At 62.1% G+C, this 22,452-nt stretch carries 20 protein-coding genes; 4 read left to right on the top strand and 16 right to left on the bottom strand.

Features of this window, described 5'->3' with window-relative positions:
• Positions 1-91: 91 nt before the first annotated feature.
• The 4 genes from infB to ACYU0X_RS05350 form a co-directional block, all read right to left on the bottom strand.
• A complete protein-coding gene (gene infB, locus ACYU0X_RS05365; protein WP_461902344.1) occupies positions 92-2,977 on the bottom strand; it encodes a translation initiation factor IF-2 in 2,886 nt (961 codons plus the stop codon).
• Positions 2,978-3,144: 167 nt separating this feature from the next.
• Positions 3,145-3,510, bottom strand: coding sequence for a YlxR family protein (locus ACYU0X_RS05360; protein WP_461902343.1), 366 nt, complete (start codon positions 3,508-3,510; stop codon positions 3,145-3,147).
• A gap of 89 nt (positions 3,511-3,599) precedes the next feature.
• The gene (nusA, locus tag ACYU0X_RS05355; protein WP_309408160.1) at positions 3,600-4,583 is read right to left on the bottom strand and encodes a transcription termination factor NusA; all 984 of its coding nucleotides are present in this window, start codon (positions 4,581-4,583) and stop codon (positions 3,600-3,602) included.
• Between the two features lie 3 nt (positions 4,584-4,586).
• A complete protein-coding gene (locus tag ACYU0X_RS05350) occupies positions 4,587-5,153 on the bottom strand; it encodes a ribosome maturation factor RimP (RefSeq protein ID WP_461902342.1) in 567 nt (188 codons plus the stop codon).
• A gap of 140 nt (positions 5,154-5,293) precedes the next feature.
• Between ACYU0X_RS05350 and ACYU0X_RS05345 the strand changes: the two genes are divergently transcribed.
• Both ACYU0X_RS05345 and ACYU0X_RS05340 read left to right on the top strand, forming a co-directional pair.
• On the top strand, positions 5,294-6,325 hold the full coding sequence (locus tag ACYU0X_RS05345) for a hypothetical protein (RefSeq protein WP_461902341.1): 1,032 nt from the start codon (positions 5,294-5,296) through the stop codon (positions 6,323-6,325).
• Between the two features lie 124 nt (positions 6,326-6,449).
• On the top strand, positions 6,450-6,830 hold the full coding sequence (locus tag ACYU0X_RS05340; protein ID WP_461902340.1) for a hypothetical protein: 381 nt from the start codon (positions 6,450-6,452) through the stop codon (positions 6,828-6,830).
• Positions 6,831-6,908: 78 nt separating this feature from the next.
• Here ACYU0X_RS05340 and ACYU0X_RS05335 read toward each other — a convergent pair whose 3' ends face one another.
• The 8 genes from ACYU0X_RS05335 to ACYU0X_RS05300 all read right to left on the bottom strand — a co-directional run bounded on the left by ACYU0X_RS05335 (position 6,909) and on the right by ACYU0X_RS05300 (position 16,439).
• The gene (locus ACYU0X_RS05335; RefSeq protein ID WP_461902339.1) at positions 6,909-8,699 is read right to left on the bottom strand and encodes a flavin-containing monooxygenase; all 1,791 of its coding nucleotides are present in this window, start codon (positions 8,697-8,699) and stop codon (positions 6,909-6,911) included.
• A gap of 125 nt (positions 8,700-8,824) precedes the next feature.
• The gene (locus tag ACYU0X_RS05330; RefSeq protein ID WP_461902338.1) at positions 8,825-9,994 is read right to left on the bottom strand and encodes a helix-turn-helix domain-containing protein; all 1,170 of its coding nucleotides are present in this window, start codon (positions 9,992-9,994) and stop codon (positions 8,825-8,827) included.
• A 62-nt stretch (positions 9,995-10,056) separates the two neighbouring features.
• Positions 10,057-10,827, bottom strand: a complete 771-nt coding sequence (locus ACYU0X_RS05325) for a TSUP family transporter (RefSeq protein WP_461902782.1) — start codon at positions 10,825-10,827, stop codon at positions 10,057-10,059.
• A gap of 62 nt (positions 10,828-10,889) precedes the next feature.
• Positions 10,890-12,680: a proline--tRNA ligase gene (locus ACYU0X_RS05320; protein ID WP_461902337.1), complete on the bottom strand. Its 1,791-nt coding sequence runs from the start codon at positions 12,678-12,680 to the stop codon at positions 10,890-10,892.
• A 188-nt stretch (positions 12,681-12,868) separates the two neighbouring features.
• Positions 12,869-13,579, bottom strand: a complete 711-nt coding sequence (locus ACYU0X_RS05315; protein WP_461902336.1) for a hypothetical protein — start codon at positions 13,577-13,579, stop codon at positions 12,869-12,871.
• Positions 13,580-13,592: 13 nt separating this feature from the next.
• Positions 13,593-14,324, bottom strand: a complete 732-nt coding sequence (locus ACYU0X_RS05310) for a siderophore-interacting protein (protein ID WP_461902335.1) — start codon at positions 14,322-14,324, stop codon at positions 13,593-13,595.
• Positions 14,325-14,394: 70 nt separating this feature from the next.
• Entirely contained in the window at positions 14,395-15,342 is a 948-nt protein-coding gene (locus ACYU0X_RS05305; RefSeq protein ID WP_461902334.1) for a FecCD family ABC transporter permease, read from the bottom strand.
• Between the two features lie 41 nt (positions 15,343-15,383).
• Complete coding sequence (locus tag ACYU0X_RS05300) at positions 15,384-16,439, bottom strand: FecCD family ABC transporter permease (protein ID WP_461902333.1); 1,056 nt, start codon at positions 16,437-16,439, stop codon at positions 15,384-15,386.
• A 61-nt stretch (positions 16,440-16,500) separates the two neighbouring features.
• Here ACYU0X_RS05300 and ACYU0X_RS05295 point away from each other — a divergent pair, with 61 nt between their 5' ends.
• On the top strand, positions 16,501-17,445 hold the full coding sequence (locus ACYU0X_RS05295) for an ABC transporter substrate-binding protein (protein WP_461902332.1): 945 nt from the start codon (positions 16,501-16,503) through the stop codon (positions 17,443-17,445).
• A gap of 79 nt (positions 17,446-17,524) precedes the next feature.
• Here the strand turns inward: ACYU0X_RS05295 and ACYU0X_RS05290 are convergent, their stop codons facing one another.
• From ACYU0X_RS05290 to ACYU0X_RS05280, 3 genes are all read right to left on the bottom strand, one after another.
• The gene (locus ACYU0X_RS05290; RefSeq protein WP_461902331.1) at positions 17,525-18,406 is read right to left on the bottom strand and encodes a GNAT family N-acetyltransferase; all 882 of its coding nucleotides are present in this window, start codon (positions 18,404-18,406) and stop codon (positions 17,525-17,527) included.
• Positions 18,360-19,526 (bottom strand): flavodoxin-dependent (E)-4-hydroxy-3-methylbut-2-enyl-diphosphate synthase, encoded by a 1,167-nt coding sequence (gene ispG / locus ACYU0X_RS05285; protein WP_309408176.1) that lies wholly within the window; start codon positions 19,524-19,526, stop codon positions 18,360-18,362. Before ispG ends, ACYU0X_RS05290 begins: the two co-directional genes overlap by 47 nt.
• 163 nt (positions 19,527-19,689) lie before the next feature.
• Complete coding sequence (locus ACYU0X_RS05280; protein ID WP_459274614.1) at positions 19,690-20,244, bottom strand: NAD(P)H-dependent oxidoreductase; 555 nt, start codon at positions 20,242-20,244, stop codon at positions 19,690-19,692.
• A gap of 631 nt (positions 20,245-20,875) precedes the next feature.
• On the opposite strand from ACYU0X_RS05280, the gene ACYU0X_RS05275 reads away from it, so the two are divergent.
• The gene (locus ACYU0X_RS05275) at positions 20,876-22,075 is read left to right on the top strand and encodes an IS30 family transposase (protein ID WP_461902777.1); all 1,200 of its coding nucleotides are present in this window, start codon (positions 20,876-20,878) and stop codon (positions 22,073-22,075) included.
• Positions 22,076-22,148: 73 nt separating this feature from the next.
• Here the strand turns inward: ACYU0X_RS05275 and ACYU0X_RS05270 are convergent, their stop codons facing one another.
• Positions 22,149-22,451: a YciI family protein gene (locus tag ACYU0X_RS05270; RefSeq protein ID WP_461902330.1), complete on the bottom strand. Its 303-nt coding sequence runs from the start codon at positions 22,449-22,451 to the stop codon at positions 22,149-22,151.
• Between the last annotated feature and the right edge of the window lies 1 nt (position 22,452).

Here is a 22,452-nt window from a genome sequence, read left to right as displayed (position 1 = left end):
TCCTTATGGTTCAAAATTCGTGGGCGCCTGACCACATACTAGGTCAAACGCCCACGAATCGGTGAGTCAGGCTGCTAACAGCCGAGAACTACTAGTCGCGCGGCTTCTCACGCATCTCGAAGGTCTCGATGATGTCGCCTTCCTTGATGTCGTTGAACGACCCGAGACCGATACCGCACTCGAAGCCCTCGCGGACCTCGGTGACGTCGTCCTTCTCGCGGCGCAGCGAGTCGATCGACAGGTTATCGGCCACAACGTTGCCGTCGCGGACCAGGCGCGCCTTGGTGTTGCGCTTGATGGTGCCCGAACGGATGATCGAACCGGCGATGTTGCCGAACTTGGAGGAACGGAAGACCTGACGGATTTCCGCGGTACCCAGTTCGACCTCTTCGTACTCCGGCTTGAGCATGCCCTTCAGTGCCAGCTCGATATCGTCGATGGCGGCGTAGATAACCGAGTAGAAGCGCATGTCCACGCCTTCCTTGTCGGCCATTTCGGCAACGCGCTCGGCCGGGCGAACGTTGAAGCCCAGGATGATCGCGTTGTCCACGGTCGCCAGGTTGACGTCGTTCTGGGTGATGGCACCCACGCCGCGGTGGATAACGCGCAGCTGCACGTCGTCGCCCACGTCGATCTTCAGCAGCGAGTCTTCCAGGGCCTCCACGGCACCTGAGACGTCGCCCTTCAGGATCAGGTTGAGGGTATCGATCTTGCCCTCGGCCACTGCCTTGTCGAAGTCTTCCAGGGTGATGCGCTTGCGACGCTTGGCCAGCTGAGCGTTGCGCTCGGCGGTCTCGCGCTTCTCGGCGATCTGACGGGCGGTGCGCTCGTCCTCGGTCACCAGGAAGCTGTCACCGGCGCGTGGCACGGTGGACAGACCCAGCACCTGCACCGGACGCGACGGCAGGGCCACGTCCAGGTTTTCGCCGTTCTCATCGAACATGGCACGCACACGGCCGTGGGCGGTGCCCACCACCATGGTGTCACCGACGGCCAAGGTACCGGACTGCACCAGCACGGTCGCCACGGCGCCGCGACCCTTATCCAGGTTCGCTTCGATGGCCACACCACGAGCGGACTTGTCCGGGTTGGCCTGCAGCTCGAGCACGTCGGTGGTCAGCAGGATGGCGTCGAGCAGGTCGTCGATACCCAGCTTCTGCAGTGCGGAGACCTCGATGAACATGGTGTCGCCACCGTATTCCTCGGGCACCAGACCGTACTCGGTGAGCTGGCCCTTGACCTTGTCGGCGTTGGCGCCTTCCTTATCGATCTTGTTGACCGCGACGATAATAGGCACGCCGGCCGCCTGAGCGTGGTTCAACGCTTCGACGGTCTGCGGCATCACGCCATCGTCGGCGGCGACCACGAGCACGGACACGTCGGTCACCTCGGCACCACGGGCACGCATGGCGGTGAACGCCTCGTGACCCGGGGTATCGATGAAGGTCATCGCGCGGTCGCGGCCCTCGTGCGGGTGCACGATCTGGTACGCACCGATGTGCTGGGTGATGCCACCGTGCTCGCCGGCGATCACGTTCGACTGGCGGATAGCATCCAGCAGTCGGGTCTTACCGTGATCGACGTGACCCATGATGGTGATAACCGGGGCGCGCTCTTCGAGCTCCTCCTCGGTTTCGGCCTCAAGCTCGGCCTCGAGATCGAGTCCGAAGCCTTCGAGCAGCTCGCGGTCCTCGTCCTCCGGGGAGACAACCGAAACCTTGTAGCCCAGCTCTTCGCCGAGGACCTCGAAGGTTGCCTCGTCCAGCGACTGGGTGGCGGTAGCCATTTCGCCTAGGTGGAACAGCACGGTCACCAGGGCTGCCGGGTTGGCGCCAATCTTCTCGGCGAAGTCGGTAATCGAAGCACCACGACGCAGACGAATTTCGGTCTGACCGTTACCGCGCGGCACATTCACGCCGCCCAGGCTCGGAGCACTCATCTGCTCCAATTCCTGGCGCTTTGCGCGCTTGGACTTGCGCTGCTTGCCGCGACCGGCGCCTCCCTTACCGAAGGCACCGCCTACGCCACCGCGACCGCGCGGAGCACCGCCACGGAATCCGCCGCCGCCACCGGCACCCGGACCGCCACCGCCGCCTGGGCGGCCGCGACCACCGGCACCGCCACCTGGGCGGCCGGCACCGGCCGGAGCCGGACGTTCGGTGCGGTTAGGCATAACGCCAGGGGTTGCCCGTGCACCGTTCGGGGTGCGCGGAGCGGCAGGACGCGGGCCGCCCTGGCCGGCGCCGGCTGGGCGTGGGCCGCCCTGACCTGCACCTGCGGGACGCGGGCCGCGCTGCGGAGCGTTCTCGCCACGTGGCGGACGCGGGCCACCCTGGCCCTGACCGCCGGGGCGCTGACCGCGCTGGCCTGCCGGACGTGGGCCGCCCTGACCGGACTCACCGGTGCGCATCCCCTGCTGCGAGGAGAACGGGCTGTTGCCCGGACGCGGGCCACCCGGGCGTGGACCGCCCGGACGTGGTGCGCGCTGGCCGGAGCGTTGGCCGCCCTGACCGGACTCACCGGTGCGCATCCCCTGCTGCGAGGAGAAGGGGTTGTTACCCGGACGCGGACCGGCAGGCTTGGGAGCTGCCGGACGCGGGCCGGGACGCGGTCCACCCGGGGTCGGTGCGTTGCCGCTGGGCTTGGACTCGGCGGCCGGAGCCGGAGTCTGCTTCGGGGCGCTGGCTCCCGGGGTGGGAGCCTTCGGGGTTTTGGCCGCCGGGGCCGGAGCCTCCGGGGTCGGGCGTGCGCCCGGCTTCGGGGCGCCGCCTGGCTTGGGTGCTGCGGCCGGCTTCTTCTCAGCGGCCGGGGCAGGCTTGCCGCCGCCGAAGGCATCACGCAGTTTGCGTGCCACCGGCGGTTCGACCGTGGAGGAGGCCGAGCGAACGAACTCGCCCATATCCTGCAACTTGGTCAATGCTTCTTTGGAACTGATTCCGAGCTCTTTGGCGAGCTCGTGAACGCGGGGTTTAGCCACATCTCTCCTGTATCAATGCGATCGGCCAAGATCCAACGCGTCCAAAGGGATGTGGGTTCTGGCAGATCAGCGTGTAATTTTGTGAAATTCTTCCGCCGCACGGATCTTCACGCAAAATCGATTGTTCATCGTTGTGCGCTCAACATTGCGGTCTCATCGGGTTGCCATCAGATTTCTGACCCGCTTTCCTTGTCTCTGCCAGATTTCCGGCCGGCTGCCGGTAAATCTTCGTGGGCGGCAAATTGCTCGAGCACCGAGGCATCATTCACCGGAGCCCTGAAGGCCCGGTGGAATGCCTTGCGATGCACGGCCTTGCGCACGCACTGTTGGTCCGCATGGGTCCACGCTCCCCGCCCGGTGGCGGTGGCCGTGATATCCAGGCGTACCGCACGCGGCGATACGTCCCCGGACAGGACCCAACGGATCAAGCCTTGGCGCGATTCGGTGGTACGGCACGCGATGCATGTGCGTTGCTGCTGCAGCTTCATGCCGGTGCCGATCCCGCCTTTCGCGATGAAAATGTCCAAAGCCACCTACCAGTCTAGCGCGTTTAAACGCCGACGCCGACGTGAGGTTGCTTTCACGTCGACGCCGAAGGTTCACGGCCTGACTAGTTGGCCGTTTAGAACTGTGGCTCCTTGCCACCGGAGGCGGCAATGATATCGATGCGCCAGCCGGTGAGCTTGGCGGCCAGACGGGCGTTCTGCCCCTCCTTGCCAATGGCCAGCGACAGCTGGGAATCGGGCACGATCACCCGGGCGCGGCGTTCGTCGGCATCCAAAATCTCCACCGAGACCACCTTGGCCGGGGACAGCGCGGCGGCAATAAACTTGGCCGGATCCTCGGAGTAGTCGACGATGTCGATCTTCTCGTCGTTCAGCTCATTCATCACCGCGCGTACGCGGGTGCCCATTTCGCCGATGCAGGCGCCCTTGGCGTTCACGCCGTTGACAGTGGCGCTCACGGCCAGCTTGGTGCGGTGTCCGGCCTCGCGGGCCAGGGCCTCGACAACGACAACGCCCTCGGCGATCTCCGGGACCTCCATTTCGAAGAGCTTGCGCACCAGGTTCGGGTGCGAGCGCGAAAGGGTCACGGCCGGACCCTTCATGCCGCGCTCGGCGGAAACCACATAGGCGCGCAGGCGCTTACCGTGCGGGTAACGCTCCCCCGGCACCTGTTCCGGAGGCGGCAGCAGGGCTTCGATGTCACCGACGTTGACCTGCACCATCAGGGAGTTGCGGCCCTGCTGGATCACACCGGAGATCAGCTCGCCGACGCGGGAGGCGTATTCGCCGACCACTTGGGCGTCCTCGGCCTCACGCAGGCGCTGCATGATCACCTGGCGGGCGGTGGAGGCGGCGATACGGCCGAAACCTACCGGGGTGTCGTCGAACTCGCCAAGGAATTCGCCGTTCTCATCCACATCCGGGGCCATAATGCGCACGTGCCCGGTGCTGCGTTCAATTTCGGCCCGTGCGTTGGGCATTGCGCCCTCGGTCTTGTTGTAGGCCAATAGCAACGCGGATTCGATGGTTGGGATCAGCACATCCATTGGGATGTCGCGGTCCTTTTCCAGAATGCGCAGGGCTTCGAGATCGATATCCACGCCCTAGTCCTCCATGTCTTCAATGTCGTCGGTGATCACTGCGGCGTCGTCGAAATTCAGTTCGGGATCGACGACGGCCTTACGAATGTCGGTGAAGGCGAAGCCGCGGGGCTCGTCCACCTTTGCTTTCATGCCCTTTTTCGCCGGCTCGTGGTGCACCGCGATGAGCACCTGCTCCTCGCCGACCTCGGTGATGCGTCCGCGCAGCCGGGTGCCGTCTTCGAGACGGAATTTGACCATGCGGTTCAGGGCGCGCGCCCAGTGGCGCGGTTCGGTCAGCGGGCGGGAAAGGCCCGGGGAGCTGACTTCGAGTTCATAGGGGGCGCTGTTCGCGTACACGGGATCGCGATCCAGCGCGGTAGAAACGGTGGTGGTGACTTCGCCGAGCTGATCAAGATTGACCGACTCGGTGCCGGTGGGCAGATCCACAATGACCTGGATGATCTGCTGGGTCCCAGCGGTTCGGAGGGAGACTTCCTCCAAAACCAGCCCGTGGGATTCCACTTCCTTGTTCAGCACGGTCATCAACCGCAAGGCTTCTTGTTCGGTATCGGCCGGCGTTCCGGTCATGGATATCCTCCCACGCTATTCGTTGTTGTCTTTAAAGCGTATCGCCTCCCACCGACGTTGAGAACGGCTCAGCGGGCGCTGGTGGCCGAACTCACCACAAAAATGCTGAATCGCCGCGTGGGCATGGGAAGATCATAGGGATGAATGCGCACCCGAAGAGCCCCGTTCCCCGTCGCGCCCCACGCTGGCTGGCCCCTTTATTGGCCGCCGTGCTGGTGATCGCCCTGTGCTGGATCTTGGCCGTGACCCTGTTGCGTCCGCTGCTCGTGCAACGCGGACTGCCCGAGGGCGCCCGAGGGGTCAGCAATGAGCAACAGCAGGTGTGGCAGTACTCGGCGCGACTGGCGAGCCTTGAGGATCGCGCCGAGCAGCTGGCCGACATCTCCGAGGGCGATACCAAGCTGGCCCTGCGTGGACTTCAGGAAACGCTCGGCACTTCGGTGGCCCTGCTCGGCGAGCTGAGCTTCGAGAACGCGCCCCAACCGGTGCTCGCCCAGGACTACAGCGAGCAGGCGGCCGCGCAATTGGCCGTCGATGCGGCCACGGCGAGCGCCGAGGTGCCCGCGGCCCCCGACAACGCCCCGCAGGTGCGCAAGGTGCTGACCCACAGCGCCGTGGCCCTCAACCTCCAGGCCCGCGCGGTGATTGCCGAGTTGCCCAAGAAGCAGCGCCCCAAGGGGCTCACCGCCCCGCTGGCGGCGACCGGAGGCGAGGCCGACGCCGCCCCGGTGGCCTGCCTGGCCGCGGACGAGGGTGTGCCAAGCCCGGGCCACGGGCAGGATGCGGTGCGCGATGTGGCCTACGCCTTGGACCGCGGCTACGCGCTGGACTACATCTGGCAACTTACCGCCGCGCGTAGCGGGGGCAAGGCCGCCGAGTCGCTCGAGCAGCGCCGCGATCGGCTGGCCACCCAGCTCGACGCGCTGCGTGCCGTGCGCGCCCCGGACTGCGCCGACGTCCGCGCCCCGGCCTACCGGTTGCCGGAGAACGCCTTGGACAAGCTTCCCGAGGTCGGCAACGCGGCCCAACGAGATTTCGCCTTTGCCGTGTTGGATGCGGCCACCTCGACCTCCGGGGCCAAGCGCGCCGAGTTGGCAGAGCTCGGGGTCGACCTTTTCGAGTCGCTCGCCGAAGACAAAGTGCCCTTCGATTTACTGCGCGCAGCAAAATAGCGAAAAAGGGTCCCTACCGTCGCGGTGGGACCGGCCACGACAAGCGCGTCTCCGCCGGATGCTCCCCACCACTCGAAGATTGGATAACGCCATGGCAGTACCTGCTGAAGCAAAGGCCTCCCACATGCCACGAAACGCGTTCTTGATCGGCGCGGCCTTGCTGGTGCTGCTTGCCGTGGTGGCTGGCGTCGCGTGGATAACTGGCGCGGGATTCGGCGCTGGAACTATGCGGACAGAAGATCTGCTCTCCAACAGCGAGTTCACGTCACGTGACGCTACCGCTGAGCTCTGCGCCACGGAACCGTGCGTGGCCGGGTGGAGCACGGAGATTCGAAATTTCCTCGAATTTGATTCAGCTGGGGCGGCCGAGCAATTTGCCACTTATCTGGGCGACGACGGGCGTCGCTGGAAGAATATCGTGTTGGACTTCGGGGGTTACGAATTAAGTTTTGAGCAGCGCAGGCTGGCGATCGATACGCTCTACAGCGGGAAAGACTGGTCCTAGGGCCGACTCCGGCATATGCACAGGCGTCGGGCCGGCCCTTGAGCTAAGGGGTGGCCCGACGCCTGTGTGAACCTATCACTAAGCCAAGTGATGCGTCTCGGCGAGGGCATACACCGGGGTATCGATCCCTTCGTAGCGTGCCTTGAGCTGTAGCCCTAGATACTTTGAGTAGTGCCGAGACTGGTGCAGATTACCGCCATGGAACCAAAGGTTCTCGACCTGCGTAGGCTTCCACATATTGCGCAGTTCGCCCTGCCAAGGTCCGGGGTCTTTGGTGGTGTCCGAGCCAAGGCCCCAGCACTTGCCCACCGCGTCGGCCACCTCTTGCGAAATGAGCTTGGCGGCCCAACCGTTCATCGAACCGTATCCGGTCGCATACACCACCGCGTCGGCGGGCAGCTCGGTCCCGTCGGCGAGCACCACGGAATTCTCGGTGAGGTGATCGACTTCGCCGCGGGCCAAGGCGATAGACCCGTCGGCAACCAGCGCGGAGGCGCCGATGTCGATGTAGTATCCCGAGCCGCGACGCAAGTACTTGAGGAATAGACCGGACTCGTCGTCGCCGAAGTCCAGGTCGAACCCGGCCTTTTCGAGACCTTCGTAGAAGTCCGCATCCGTCTCGCGTATCTGCGCGAAGGCCGGAATGTGAAACTGCGGCAGTACCTTATAGGGGATCGACGCAAAGATTAGATCGGCGGCGTGGTGGTCGATGCCGTTGGCCAGAGCCTCCTCGGAATAGAGCGGTCCGAGCACGGTTTTCATCAGAGATTCCGAGCGCACAATGTGCGTGGACGAACGTTGCACCATGGTGGGTTTCGCACCGTTGTGCACGAGGTCAGCGCAGATGTCGTGGGCCGAATTGTTCGCGCCGATAACCACCACGTTTTTGCCCGCGTAGCGGGCCCCGCCGGGATGTGTCGAGGAGTGGTTCTGCTCGCCAGCAAAGATGTCTTGCCCCGGGTAGCTGGGCATATTTGGCACCCCGGACATGCCGGTGGCTAGTACGAGGTGTTGCGGGTGCAAGGTGAGTTCCTCGCCCTCGCGCACCACCTGTACGTCCCAACCCTGCCCATCGGGTCGTTGGGTGGCTTTCAGTGCCTCGGTGTTGGACCAGTAGTCCAGTTCCATGAGCTTGGTGTAGCTTTCGAGCCAATCACCCATCTTGTCCTTCGGGGTGAACACAGGCCAGTGATCCGGGAACTCCAGATACGGCATATGGTCGTACCAGACCGGGTCATGCAGGGCCAGCGAGTGATAGCGCGAACGCCACTGGTCGCCGGGACGCGGATGCTTATCGATCACCAGTGCTGGGACCCCCATGCGTTTGAGCCGGGCACCGAGCCCAATACCACCTTGGCCGCCACCGATGACCAGCACGTAGGGCTGCTCGGTGATGCCGAATTCTTCTTTGCGCCTGGTGAGCTTATCCAGCCAGTTTTCGCTGCTCATGGCGCTGCCGTGGCTGGCCCCGAGTTCACGGCGTGGACCTGCCGGTTCGGGATGGGCACGTAGCTGCTGGGCGGTGGTGAGCATGGTCCAGCAACGCCCCTCGCGCAGGCGCAGGATGCCCAAGCCATCGAACGCCTCATTTTGGAAGCTAAACCAGGCTTCAATAACGCCATCGGCTTCGCTGGCCTTGGTGACCGTCAGCTCGCGCGGCCAGGCGGAGGGCTCAATGCCCTGCAACATCGCACGGATCTCTTCGCGCCCCTCGCTGGTGTGTAGATTCCACGTCAAAGACGCGAGGTCCCGCCAATAGCATTCCGCCCCGAACAATGCTGCGGCCGCGTCGGCGTCTCGCTCGTCCAGTGCGTGCTGTAAGGCCGTGAGCCATTCGCTGGCTGCCTGGGTGGGGTCGATGGTTCTCATAGTTTTCACTTCGCTTCGCTCTACCGTGGGAACATCCCGGTCGCGGTGCGCCGGGGGTGCATATCCCCAGAGTATGAGCTAGCTCACATTTGACCAGCGTTGCAAAAGGTTGCAACGTTGGGTGATCAGTCGACGAGCCGAGCCGGCACCAGTAACCGATACGGTCTGGAACCGATGAGGCCACCGAGCCTCGAGCGGAGGCGAGAAATTTCGGCACGTACGGTAATCGCCGAAGCCGGCGAGGGCCACAAGTCGCGCAACTGTTCGGCCTCCACGCCCTGCGGATGTTGCGCCAGCAAGCGGAGTATTTGCCAATGCCGATGGCTCAGGGTGACCTCGCTGCTGCCCTGTTCAACCCGGATCACGGCGCGTGGATGCGGTTGTGCGTACAGTTCGAGCAACGTTTCGTTGGCGGTCGGTGCCAGTATCCAACCGCCGGGAACCGGACGGGCGTTGACCACGCCGAGGCCCGGTACCCAGGTAGGTGCCTGTCCCAGCGCCGCCGGAAGCGAGAGTTTTTGCCCCAGCACGAAGCCGCGTTGGGCGGCGACGGTGCCTTGCTCGTCCACCAGGACATAGCCACCGTCGGGTAGCTGGGTAGAATCCACCAGCCGTTGCAGTCTCGATTGTTCGGCGCGGGCCAGCTCTCCCCGGGCTTCGCCCAGCACGGCGGAGAGCAGACTGAGAGTGTGCGGGTGCGCGGTGCGGTAGGAGCCCGAGAGCGTAATGGTTCCCAGAAGTCGATCTCCGCCGGGCCCCATAATCGGCGCCGAGGTACACACCCAACTGTGCTGTTCCTCGCGGGCATGTTCCGGGCCAAAAATCTGCACCGGGACCTTTTCGGCCATGGCCGCACCGATCCCATTGGTACCCACATCGTTTTCGCGCCAGCGGGCTCCTTGCACAAAACCTATGCCGTCGGACCGGCGACGCACCGCAAAGGGGCCGAGCACCCACAACACGTAGCCGGCACCATCGGCGATCACCAGCTGGTTTTGCGCATCGCTGGCCGTGGCAAGAAGGCGCTCCTTGAACAACGGCAGCAGCAACTGTAGTTCCCGATGCGCTTGACGGCGCTCGTTCAGATCTCCGGAATCCAGCGGGTTCACCGCGGCACGGTAATCACCGGCGCGCTGCCACGAGCGGGCCACCACGGGGCGCACCTGCTGGGCCACTTGCCGGGACTCGGCCCAACTACGATGGAGCGGCAGCAACGCCCGCGCCTTGAGTTTCGGGTCTTCCCCGGCCCCCAGTGCAGGCTGCGGCCGCGACGCATCGCGGGAGATCGAGTTCATTTACCGAATGATGCCAGCAACTGGGGCGTTTGAGAAGAGCTGGCAGCTTGAAGGCCGGTCAACTATCCGGCGAGCATATCCCAGCCAAGCTTGAGGATCAGGGCGAGCACCACGATCACGAAGACAACGCGAATGAAGCCGCTTCCCTTGGAAATGGCCATCCGTGCCCCCAGATAGCCACCGAACATATTCATCACGCCGAGGGCCAACCCCAACCCGAGGGCCACGTGCCCGCCGGGAAGGAAGAGCAGCAAGGCCCCGAGGTTCGTGGCCAAGTTGACGATCTTGGCCTTGGCGGAGGCCTGAAGGAAGTTGTAACCCAAGATGGTGACCATCGCGATGATCAGGAACGAACCGGTCCCGGGACCGATCATTCCGTCGTAGCCGCCGATCACTAACCCGATGAGCAACGCCCACGCGTAGTGGGTACGGCCGCGGTGACGTAGTTGGCTCAGTTCCCCTGCCCGCGGCTTGAAGATCGTGAAGGCAAGCACGGCGACCAGCGCCACGATAATGATGGGTTTGATGGCCGCCGACGGCAGGATGGTGGCGATACCGGCCCCACCGAACGCTCCGACAAGTGCCAGCAACGCCATCGGGATCGCCGTTTTCAGATCCGGACTGGTTCGCCGGTAATAGGTGATGGCACTGGTGGTGGTCCCAAAGATGGAGCCCAACTTATTGGTGGCCAGTGCCTGTACCGGGCTGAGCCCGGGGAAAAGTAGTAGCGCGGGCAGTTGAATCAGTCCCCCGCCGCCGACCACCGCATCGATCCATCCGGCGGCAAAACCGGCGGCCAATAACAGCAACACCGGCCACCAGCCAGCCTGCAGTAGGTCGGGGCCTAGAAACTCGAGGGATTCAACCACCCGCGCACACTCTCTTTCTCGGCGGGTTAGCTCCCGCTGACTTCGGCGACCACCTGATCGACCGCAACATCCTTGCGCTCGCCGGTGGCACGGTCCTTGACCTCGACCAGACCGTCGGCCAGACCCCGTCCGACCACAACGATCTTCGGCACACCGATGAGCTCGGCGTCGGAGAACTTCACGCCCGCCGAAAGCTTCGGACGGTCGTCGAGCAGTACCTCAAGTCCGGCAGCTTCAAAATCGGTGGCGAGCTTCTCGGCCGCCTCCAGAAGCTCCGGTCCCTTGCCGGTGACGACGACATGCACATCGGCCGGGGCGACCTGAGCCGGCCAGGAAAGACCCTTCTCGTCGTGGTAGGCCTCGGCCAGCGCGGCGACCGCGCGGGTGACGCCGACGCCGTAGGAACCCATGGTCACAACCTGCAGCTTGCCGTTGGAGTCCAGCACCTTCAGGTCGAGGGCCTCGGCGTACTTGCGGCCCAGCTGGAAGATGTGGCCCATTTCGATGCCGCGCTCGGTGCGCAGCGGACCGGAGCCGTCCGGTGCCGGGTCACCTTCGAGGACGTTGACGCATTCGATGGTGCCATCCCAACCGAAGTCGCGACCGGCGACCAGACCGAAGACGTGCTTGCCGGCTTCGTTGGCACCGGTGATCCAAGTCGTACCGGAGACCACGCGTGGATCCACCAGGTACGGGATGCCGGTCACCGATTCGGTGCCGAGCAAAACATTATCCAGCCCAAGAGCCGGGCCGAGGTAGCCGGTGACGATCTGCGGGTAGTTCTTCAAGTCTTCTGCGGTTGCGGCTTCGACCTGGACCTCGCCGCCGATCTCAAGTGCGGTGCCAATGGTGGCTTCTACGCGCTTGAGGTCGACCTGACGGTTGCCGGGCACACCGAGGACCACGAGGTGACGTTCACCGGCCGGATCGATCACGACGAGCACAACGTTCTTCAACGTGTCTTCGGCTGCCCACTGGCCGTCCTCCAACGGACGGATCTCGTTGGCGGCGGCGACCAGGGTGTCAATGGTCGGGGTATCCGGGGTGTCGAGAACCTCGAAGGCCGGAGCATTCGAGTAGTCGATGTCTTCGGGGACCACGGTGGTCACGGCTTCGACGTTCGCCGCGTATCCGCCGGGCGAGCGGACGAAGGTGTCTTCGCCGATGGCGGTGGGGTGCAAGAACTCTTCGGACTTCGAACCGCCCATGGCACCGGCTTGCGCGAAGACCGGCACAACCTCGAGGCCAAGACGCTCGAAGATCTTCAAGTAGGCGCCGCGGTGCGCGTAATAGGCCTCGTCGAGTCCGGCGTCATCGATATTGAAGGAGTAGGAGTCCTTCATAATGAATTCGCGACCGCGTAGCAGGCCGGCACGCGGACGGGCCTCATCGCGGTACTTATTCTGGATCTGGTAGAGGTACACCGGAAGGTCCTTGTACGAGTTGTACAGGTCCTTGACCAGCAAGGTGAACATCTCTTCGTGGGTGGGCGCCAGCAGGTAGTCCGCGTCCTTGCGGTCCTTCAGGCGGAATAGGCCCTCACCGTACTCGGTCCAGCGATTGGTGGTCTCGTAGGGTTCGCGTGGCAGCAACGCCGGGAAGTGCACTTCCTGGGCGCCGATCGCGTTCATTTCCTCGCGGATAATCGCCTCGACACGGGCCAGCACCTTCAACCCCAACGGCAACCACGTATAAATACCCGGGGCCGCACGTCGAATATAGCCGGCGCGAACCAGCAGCTTGTGGCTGGCCACTTCAGCGTCGACCGGGTCCTCGCGCAGAGTGCGCAGGAACAGGGTGGAAAGTTTCGAAACCACTCTAGGCGTCCTTCAAGGTTCAAGCCCCGCTTTCACATCGAGAATAAGCGGCCGGCTGGATGGGCAAATCATTAGTATTTTTAGGTGGCGCCGTAGGCGGCCTCAGACAATCTTAGCCGTAGAAAAGCCGCCTTTGGACAAGCATCTACTCGAGCGTGACATAAACCGCGTTCGCGCGCAGCCTCTGCCTACTTTTCGGCCGCTTTTTCGGCTTGCTTCAGCAGCTGGACCAGCTGGTCTGCGGCCTTGGCAACATCCTGCTTCGACACCTGCCCGGAGACAGTACGTTGCACGCCGGCCAGTGATGCCCCGGAGAGCGCGCGCACCATGAGTTGCTGGCTGGTATCGGTTCCATCGCTACTGGTCACCACCCATGCATCGGCGGCCAGATCCTGCACCGTGACCGGTTGCTTGGCTAGATGATAGGCCCGCACTTGCCCCTCGACGTTCACCGAGTAGCGGGTGCACTTCTTGGCTGCTTCGGTCGTCTGTTGCCAGTGCTCGGCAAGTTTTCCGGCATCCGGGTAGGAAGCCAAAGTGAGAAGCTGGTCCTTGGTTTGAGCGACACCCAGCGTGGAATTTTTCAGCTGTTCCGCCACGGGCGCGGCGAAAGTAATCCCGCAGCTCTCGGGCGTGACCTTCACATCCTCCAGCCACTGTTGAGCTTTGGGAATGGATTCACGCAATTGCTGATCTCCGAGCACGACGGCCTTGGGATCATCGTTCGTGGCGTCCTTCAATAGCTGCTCAACGGTGGCGGCATCGAGCACCGGCGCGACCGGTGCGGAGCTTTGAGTCCCGGCGCTTGCGGCGGGGTTTTGCGTGCAGCCGCTCAAGACAAGCATTCCGGTGGCGAGAATGAGGCCTGTGCGCACCCACCGCAGCTTGCGTTGACCCACGCGATCTTCCCCCTTAGTGACGTGATGCTTCCACCTGAAGTGTAGAAGATTCAGCGGATTTTTCCCGGCTCAATGACACGTTCTCGGTGCGCCAATAGCCGGTAAATTGAATATGCTCTTTCAGCACGGGGGTGCGAGAAAGGATTAGTTGCCGCAGCTCACGCATCCAGGCCGCTTCTCCGGCGATCCACACAAAGCTCTGCGCGGCGGTGGAACGGTGAAGCTCCGAAGACGTTTCGACGAGCTCTTCAGGTGTAACCCCCGGCAGACTGCGCACTCCAGGGCTTTCCGGGACAGCGGCGGCTACAAGTGCTTCAAAGCCCGTGCCCCGGGCGCGAGCTTCAACGCAAAACCTCGCCACCGCAGGCCACGCACAGGCATCGGCCAATAACACCGTGGTGGACGCTTCAGGCCAGTGCCTGCTCAAACGCGGCGGTAAGACCCACAAGCAGGCACCGGGACGCGCGCCGCGCACCCAGTCGATAGCCGCACCATGTGAATGGATCAGGAAGTCAACGCACAGCAGCCCACTGTCTTCGCGATAATCGCGGACCGTGTACTCGCGCAGTGCATAGCGTTTGTCACTAGCACCTTCGGGCGGATGCGGCGCAATGTTCCCGGATTGAAGATCAGTGCCAAAGGCCAAGATGACCACATCGTCAAAGCCCAGAGAGAGCCGCTGGCTGTTTTCGAGCCGAAAGTACACCCGGAGGTACCGTTCGGCCAGTGGTTCGATGGAAATCACTTGTGCCCTAGTCCACCGCGCCTCATGCCGCTGTTCGGCACGAAGCGCCGTACGCCGTCGGCCAATACGTTCAGTCACGGATGACCCCCTGCCGAAAGAGTAGCCAGAGGAAAAACCCACCGCCCAGCACGATCGTGACCACACCGACCGGCACAATGAAACCCAGCGCGTATTGGGCCACGAGGTCACTAATCACTAGCAATAGGCCTCCAGTGAGAGCGCAGGCGAAAAGTTGCGTTCGTCCGGTGAGTTGACGGGCGATGTGCGGTGCCACGAGAGCCACGAAACCGATGGGTCCGGCACATAACACCGCCACAGCTGCGCAGATGGTCGCTACACAGAGCAGCCGCACCCGCAAATGAATAACTGGTACTCCGAGGCCCGCGGCCACATCATCTCCGAGATTGAGCATGTCTAAGGCCTTGGAATCAAAGAGGTGTACCCACAACAGCAGCAACACTCCAGCCCCCAACCACGGCACCTCGGCCCAGCCTCGTCCTTGCAACGTTCCTACAAGCCATGTTTGAGCCACCTGCGCCGAAGGTACAAACTCGACCGTAAGCAAGTAGCTCGTCAGCGATTGGGACAGCGCCGCAAGCCCCACGCCAAGCAACACCATCTTTGCACCGGTGACGTTAAAGAATCGGCGTGCAACCAGAAGAACCGCCAAGGCAAGACCGGCCCCTAGAAAAGCCCCGAGTGAGGCCTGAGCCAAGGTGCCTGAGAATGCCACCAGCACCACACATCCACCCAGCGATGCGCCACTGGTCAACCCAATGATGTCCGGACTGGCCAGCGGGTTGCGCAAAAGCTGTTGAATCAGGGCGCCACTGGCTGCTAAGAGCATTCCAGCCAACAGTGCTACTAATGCACGCGGCAGCCGGCGGTGTAATACAAAAAACTCAGTTTGTGCGGCCGGCGGATCACCGCCAAGTGTTGCGATCAGGTCGCCGAAGGAGACTCGGTAGTCCCCAAAGAACACCGACCCAAGAACGCTCAGCAGGGCGATGGAGATCAATAACGGGAGGCTAAGCCTCAATCCGCGCGCTTTTAAGCCATTCATTTCACAACCACCGCCCGAGGGCGTAGCAGCATTCCCATAAGACTAAGCGCGCCCACCACGCCCGTGATCACGCCGACTTGTATCTCTGCCCCGAAGCCTATGAGGCGGCCTAGAATGTCACAGCCCAGCAAGAAGATTGGGCCGATAAGAATTGATAGCCCCAGCACCCGCGCAGAGTTGTTGCCGATCCAGAGGCGCACTAGATGTGGGACGAGGAAACCCACGAACGCAATGGGTCCAACCAGTGCAGTCGCCGGACCACAGAGCATTGCGACAGCCCCAAGTCCTAATAGCCGTGTCCTCGGCGCACCCGCACCCATGGCGGTGGCCGCATCATCACCCAAGTCCAATACATTCAACCGCCGTGCGACAAGTCCTGCTAGGCACAGACCGCCGATGAGCCAAGGCGCAATCCACGATGCTGCCTCTGCGGGGCGTGCGGCAAGAGAACCGACCTGCCAGAAGCGGAACTGGTCGAGAAGTTTCTCATCGCTGAGCACCAGCAAGTTCGTCACTCCTGCTAGGAGCGCCGCTAAGGCCACGCCGCAGAGCGCCAGCCGCACCGGAGACTGGCGGAAGGCTGGTAGCGCGGCGCAGATGAAGAGCACGAGGGCGACTAAAGCCGAACCCAGGAGCGCAAAACCAACGCCCGCCACAAGTCCGAGGCCTCCGGTCAACGAGATACCTGCCGCCACGCCCAGCGCTGCCCCGGCGTTAATTCCCAGAATTCCCGGATCGGCAATGGGATTGCGGATCACGCTTTGCAAGATGGCTCCGCTGGCCCCTAACGCGGCCCCCGCCAAAAGCCCGTTAAGGGTGCGATCCATACGGAGCTCAAAGACTATCTTGCTGTCCCCTGCGCTACCGCGGCCAACCCAAATTTCCCAGAGCTCGGCAACAGATAATGTTTTCGCGCCAAGAGTAAGCGACAACAGGCAACTAAGTGACAAGGCGAGTAGTAGTACTGCGACAAAAGGCCCGAGGGAGCGCCGACGGTATACCGGTTCGGCCAAACGCTCACAGGTGGCTGGTGGCGGGGCTTCTCGATTCACTAAATTCGCGGCCGATCACTTAGGGTTATCTTGCTAACCCACTAATAATAAGGGAACACTAATGATCGCTAAGCGTTTTCGACGAGCACAGACGCTCGTTGCAACCGTGATGGCCGCTGCCATTGCCCTGACCGGATGCGCCATTTCGGCCACTAATTCGGCTCCCCCGACCGAATCCAACGAGTCCGGTTACACCGTGAAACACGCCATGGGTGAAACCAAGTTGCCAGCTACTCCGCAACGAATTGTCGTCATTGACTCTCCACATTTGGATGCGCTGACTGCGCTCGGCATCACGCCGATAGGAGCAACCGAGTCCGGTGCCAACGCTGGATTTCCCGAGTACCTCGATCTGCCGCAGGACGCGGTGACTTCCGTCGGGCTCACCGCCGAACCCAGTGTGGATAAAATTGCCGAACTCGGTCCAGACTTGATCATTGGCGCTAAGGTGCGCCATGAGGCCATCTATGAGGAACTTTCGGCGATTGCCCCGACAGTCTTTTCCGAAAATTCCGGCACCGACTGGCAAGAGCAGGCTCGCGTTACCGCGGCTGCGGTCAATCAATCTGAGCAGATGGAAACGCTACTGAGTGACTTAGAACAACGTGCGACCGACGTCGGTAAACAGATCGGAGCCAAGGGCACGACGGCGTCCATGGTGCGCTTCCGTCCTGATAACTTCCGGCTGTACGGACCACAGTCCTTCTCCGGCTCGCTTCTGACTCAGGTCGGTTTTGACCTTGGCAACGAGGGCTGGAACGAATACTCCATGAAGGAACTAAGCCCGGAACACTACGCACAGATCGACGGCGACGTGGTGTTCTACGCCAATCCGGGCGGTGACCCAAAGGCGACAACCATGCACAAGGTCAGCGCGCTCTGGAGCGACTTGAACTCCGTAGCGCAAGATAAGGCCTACGAGGTTGCGGACGAAACATGGATGGTCGGTATCGGCGTCAAGGGCGCACATAAGATCCTCGACCAGTTGCAGGAGCTCATGGGCTAGCACCAAGATGCAATAAGCAACGACCGATGACGGACCGGAAGTACGGCCGTCATCGGTCGTTGCAGTTAATTTTTAGCGGTTAGAACAAGATGGTGGCGAAGGTGCCTACATGTTCGAAACCGACCCGCTGGTAGCTCCGTAGGGCCGGCTCGTTGTAGTCGTTGACGTAGAGGGTCACCTCGGGCACGAGGGTCAGGGCGTAGTCGACCACAGAGGCCATGTATCCGGCGGCAAGGCCGTAGCCGCGATGTGCCGGGTCGATCCATACGCCTTGGATTTGCGCGACTCCCCGCGTAACGGTTCCGAGATCGGCCTTGAAGATGATCTTGCCGCGCTGGTCGAGATCGATGAGTGTATGCCCGTCCTGGATGAGCTGGCGCACCCGGCTACGGTAATAGCCACCACCGGATTGCAGGGGCGAATAGCCGAGCTCTTCCTCGAACATTTTGGCGCTGGCAGGCAACACCCGATCGTAGTCCTGTAGTCCGGCCCGGCGTAGCGGCAACCGCTCCCCTCGGGGTGCTTCTCGCAAGGACATCAGAGGCTGGTTCGGGCGCACGTCGAAAATGGGCTGCGGACCAGCGGCCATTACTTGGTGCATGGCCATGACTGCTTGGGCTGGCCCGAAGACCGAGGCAAAGCGCTGGCGGGAACGAAGCGCGTATTCTGCGTAGGCGCGCGCATGGTCCTCGCTCATGGCGGTGGGAGCTATATTTGCCCCGATCCAGCACGCGCTTTCGAGCCCTTGTTCCCCTTCGATACCGACCACGTTGGAGTAGGCACCCTGTGGGGCGTTGCCCCGCTCAAGTTGTGAGCGGGTAAATATGTTCGCGGCTGGGTCGCTGTCGAGCAATGCGCGAAGGGCGGCGCTTTCGGCGCCGCCCAACACGCGAATCCGCGAGTCGCCGCCGCGTTTAGCTGACGGTAACCACGGGCGTACCCGCGGCAGGATTCTCGTCATCGCCCAAATCCATTTCCTCGGCCAGGCGCATTGCCTCGTCGATCAGGGTTTCTACGATCTGATCTTCCGGCACGGTCTTGATGACTTCGCCCTTGACGAAGATCTGTCCCTTGCCGTTACCTGAGGCCACGCCGAGATCGGCGTCGCGTGCTTCGCCCGGGCCATTTACGACACAGCCCATGACGGCCACACGCAACGGAACATCCATTCCTTCGAGCCCCGCGGTGACCTCTTCGGCCAGCGAGTACACGTCGACCTGGGCGCGACCGCAGGATGGGCAGGAGACGATGTCCAGACCGCGGGGGCGCAGGTTCAACGATTCGAGAATCTGGTTGCCGACCTTGACCTCTTCAACCGGCGGTGCCGAGAGCGAGACGCGGATGGTGTCGCCAATACCCTGCGACAGCAACGCGCCGAAGGCGGTGGCCGATTTGATGGTTCCCTGGAACGCTGGACCGGCCTCGGTTACGCCAAGGTGCAACGGCCAGTCGCCGCGTTCGGCCAGAAGCTCGTAGGCGCGAACCATAACTACCGGGTCGTTGTGCTTCACGGAAATCTTGAAGTCGTGGAAACCGTGCTCTTCGAAAAGCGAGGCTTCCCACACCGCCGATTCGACCAGTGCCTCCGGGGTGGCCTTTCCGTACTTGGCCAACAGGCGCTTATCCAGCGATCCGGCGTTGACGCCAATGCGAATGGAGGTGCCGTGATCCTTGGCCGCCTGCGCAATTTCCTTGACCTGATCGTCAAAGGCGCGGATATTACCCGGGTTGACACGCACCGCGCCGCAACCGGCTTCAATCGCAGCGTAAACGTACTTGGGCTGGAAGTGGATGTCGGCAATCACCGGAATCTGCGACTTTTTCGCGATGATCGGCAGCGCCTCGGCATCCTTGTCCGTTGGGCAGGCCACGCGGACGATATCGCAACCGGCCGCGGTCAGCTCCGCGATCTGTTGCAGGGTGGCATTGATGTCGTGCGTTTTGGTCGTCGTCATCGACTGGACGCTAATCGGTGAATCCGAGCCGACGCCCACCGAGCCAACCTGGAATTGGCGGGTCTTACGTCGAGGAGCGAGTACCGGCGGTGGTGATGCCGGCATGCCAAGGTTGACCGAGGTCAATGGATGCCTCCGAATGGTTGGTGGGTTGGACTTACTACTAAGTATGGCACCGTCCGCGCGTGTTGCGGGCACGGATGCGAGAAAGACCACGCCGCACCGTGCATGCACCACGGGCGTGGGCGCCGCCGAATCGGCCCGCTCCCACGCCCGGTTGAGAACCTCACTAGTTCTGGGCCGCTACCTCACGCAGAGCCTCAAGAACGGCCGCTACCTGCTCGGCAACTTCGGTGTCATCCTTCGGGTGGGTTTCGGCAAAACGCACCACCGAGTTCGGGATAGACAGCTTGGCATCCTCAAGTACCTTAGCCCCGGCAATACCCAGTGCCTTGCGAGCTTCGTCCTGCGCCCACACGCCACCGTACTGGCCAAAGGCAGTGCCGATCACTACGGCGGGCAGGTCCTTCAGCGCGCCGGCTCCGAAGGGACGCGACAGCCAGTCGATGGCGTTCTTCAGCACGGCAGGCATGGTGCCGTTGTATTCCGGGGACACGAGCAGCACGGCGTCGGCCGCTTCGGCGGCGGCACGCAGTTCAAGGGCGCTGGCTGGAACCTGACCCTCAATGTCGTGGTCCTCGTTGTAGAACGGGATATTTTCCAGGCCGGAGAAGACGGTAACTTCAACACCTTCCGGGTTATGGTGCGCCGCTGCTTCGGCGAGCTGGAGGTTGGTGGATCCGGCACGTAGCGAACCGACGAGGGTGAGGACCTTGGTAGCCATGAAATCTCCTTTGGGAATGCAATAAGTCAAAAGCGTGACGCTTCAACTACATCAACTCCTGCGGCAGGCGCGGCATTCCCCCATCGCGAAGAGACTTAGCTCACATTAAATGTATGGCCCGTACTCCATCGGCGGGTTCTAACGGTCGTTGCAACACCCTGAACAATCAGGAGTTGCAACGACCGTGCCTCATTTAACCCAAGAGTCATTACCTTATTTAACCCAAGAGTCATTACCTACCACCCCTGAACGATCCACAAGAGCAAGAATCACAGAGCACGAGAAACAGCGCTTCTATGAGGTGCTGAAGCAAACTCAGCGTGTCAAAGATGCGGCCCAGGCCATCAACGTCTCGCTACCCACGGCCTATCAACTCGCCAAAACAATGGGCTGGACATCGTCTCGAACAACCCCCTCTAGCGCTCTCGGAAAGCCCAAAACTCGATACACCCAAGAACAGAAAGACGCGTTCTTTACTGCGTTTCAGAAGTATCAGAACGTCACCACCGCGGCCCGAGAGACCAACATTCCACGGTTTACGTGCTATCAATGGGTCGCCAAAGCAGGACTGAAAGTCCCGAATCCCCACGCGGGCAAGCGTGAACAGTTCCTGCGCCTACGCAAGCAAGGCATGAGTCGTCGGGAAGCCGCCGAGCATGTCAGAGCCAACATCAGAACCGCTGGAGACTGGGACAACGGCATCCGTAGGAGCGGCGACAAGCGGTTCTATCCAGATGGCCGAGTCGTGGACTATAACAGTGGAATGATCACCCACACTGCCCCGTCAGGCCGGCAGCAGAACACAGCGAATCCCAGCATCCTGGCGTTGGAGCAGCAGATTAATCCGCGCTTCCTGTCCATGATGGAACGTGAGGAAATCTATGCGCTCAGCATTGCTGGACACTCGATACGTCAGATCGCGCAGAAGCTTCACCGTTCGCCGTCCACCATCAGCAGGGAACTGAGGCGAAATTGCACAGTAAACGGTGATTACTACCCTCACCCGGCACACCGCCAAGCTGCGTACCGCAGAGCACGACCGAAGCAAGCCAGGCTTGCCCGCTCCGGAGCATTACGTGATTACGTTGCTCATGGTTTGGGTCTAGGGTGGTCACCGGAACAAGTCTGCTCCCGCATGGCAGCTGATCACCCTGATGATTTGGAGATGCGAGTGTGCCAGGAAACGGTGTATCAATCTATCTATCTGCAAGCCCGTGGTGGGTTAAAACGAGAAATCGCTCAAGCACTACGTTCCGGACGGGCACGGCGTAAGCCGCAGAAGAAGATTGATGAGCGCCGGCCACGTTTTCGCGACCCGATGATCAATATCAGTGAACGCCCTGCTGAGGTTGAGGATCGTGCCGTGCCGGGGCATTGGGAAGGCGACTTGATTATGGGGGCGGGGAACCAATCAGCGATTGGCACGCTGGTGGAGCGCAGCACCCGGTTTGTGATGCTGGTGCACTTGCCCGGGGACCATACCGCAGAAACCGTGCGTGACGGGCTGATCGCGACGATGGCGACGTTGCCTGACGCGTTACGCGGATCTCTAACCTGGGATCAAGGTATTGAGATGGCATTGCATAAATCGTTTAGCGCGGCGACGGACATGGACGTGTATTTCTGTGATCCACATAGTCCGTGGCAGCGTGGATCGAATGAGAACACGAACGGGTTGTTGCGCCAGTATTTTCCCAAAGGTGCTGATTTGAGCAAGTATGGTCCGCAGGATTTGAAGCAGGTAGCTGAGTTGCTCAATGGGCGTCCACGCAAAACGCTCGACTGGAAGACTCCAGCCGAGCGTCTGCATGAATTATTATCGGTAGCCTAGACCGCCGGTGTTGCAACGACCACTAGAACCTGCCATCGGGGAATACGGGCCAGATCGTTAGGTTGAGATCGCGCTAGGAAGCGAAAGCCGAGAGGGCACCAGTAACCGGGTTCCAGGCGTTAATCACGACCGACTCGAGGGTGCCGTGAATGTTGAAGGGGTCCTGTTGGAGCACCTCGCGCAACGCTGCCTCGCTCTCGGCGCGCAACAGCAGGAGTGCGCCGTCACTTTCGGTGTACGGGCCGGAGGCAATCAGCTCAATCGCCGCGCCCTCTCCGATAAATCCACTTAGGAACTCACGGTGGGCCGGACGATACTCATCGCGCACTGCCGCGGAGTTCGCAGCGTAGCGGTATTCAACAGCGAAAACAGTCATG

The sequence above is a fragment of the Glutamicibacter sp. X7 genome, from assembly GCF_054889245.1.
Note: the sequence above shows the minus strand (reverse complement) of the source record. Positions and strands in the feature narration are given on the sequence as shown.

Excerpts from the sequence above, each read along its gene's own strand:
- ACYU0X_RS05270 (WP_461902330.1), bottom strand. The coding sequence starts at position 22,451 with ATGACTGTTTTCGCTGTTGAATACCGCTACGCTGCGAACTCCGCGGCA.
- ACYU0X_RS05295 (WP_461902332.1), top strand. The coding sequence starts at position 16,501 with ATGATCGCTAAGCGTTTTCGACGAGCACAGACGCTCGTTGCAACCGTG.
- ACYU0X_RS05340 (WP_461902340.1), top strand. The coding sequence starts at position 6,450 with ATGCCACGAAACGCGTTCTTGATCGGCGCGGCCTTGCTGGTGCTGCTT.
- ACYU0X_RS05290 (WP_461902331.1), bottom strand. The coding sequence starts at position 18,406 with ATGACGAGAATCCTGCCGCGGGTACGCCCGTGGTTACCGTCAGCTAAA.
- ACYU0X_RS05330 (WP_461902338.1), bottom strand. The coding sequence starts at position 9,994 with ATGAACTCGATCTCCCGCGATGCGTCGCGGCCGCAGCCTGCACTGGGG.
- ACYU0X_RS05335 (WP_461902339.1), bottom strand. The coding sequence starts at position 8,699 with ATGAGAACCATCGACCCCACCCAGGCAGCCAGCGAATGGCTCACGGCC.
- ACYU0X_RS05350 (WP_461902342.1), bottom strand. The coding sequence starts at position 5,153 with ATGACCGGAACGCCGGCCGATACCGAACAAGAAGCCTTGCGGTTGATG.
- ACYU0X_RS05345 (WP_461902341.1), top strand. The coding sequence starts at position 5,294 with ATGAATGCGCACCCGAAGAGCCCCGTTCCCCGTCGCGCCCCACGCTGG.
- ACYU0X_RS05275 (WP_461902777.1), top strand. The coding sequence starts at position 20,876 with ATGAGTCGTCGGGAAGCCGCCGAGCATGTCAGAGCCAACATCAGAACC.
- ACYU0X_RS05280 (WP_459274614.1), bottom strand. The coding sequence starts at position 20,244 with ATGGCTACCAAGGTCCTCACCCTCGTCGGTTCGCTACGTGCCGGATCC.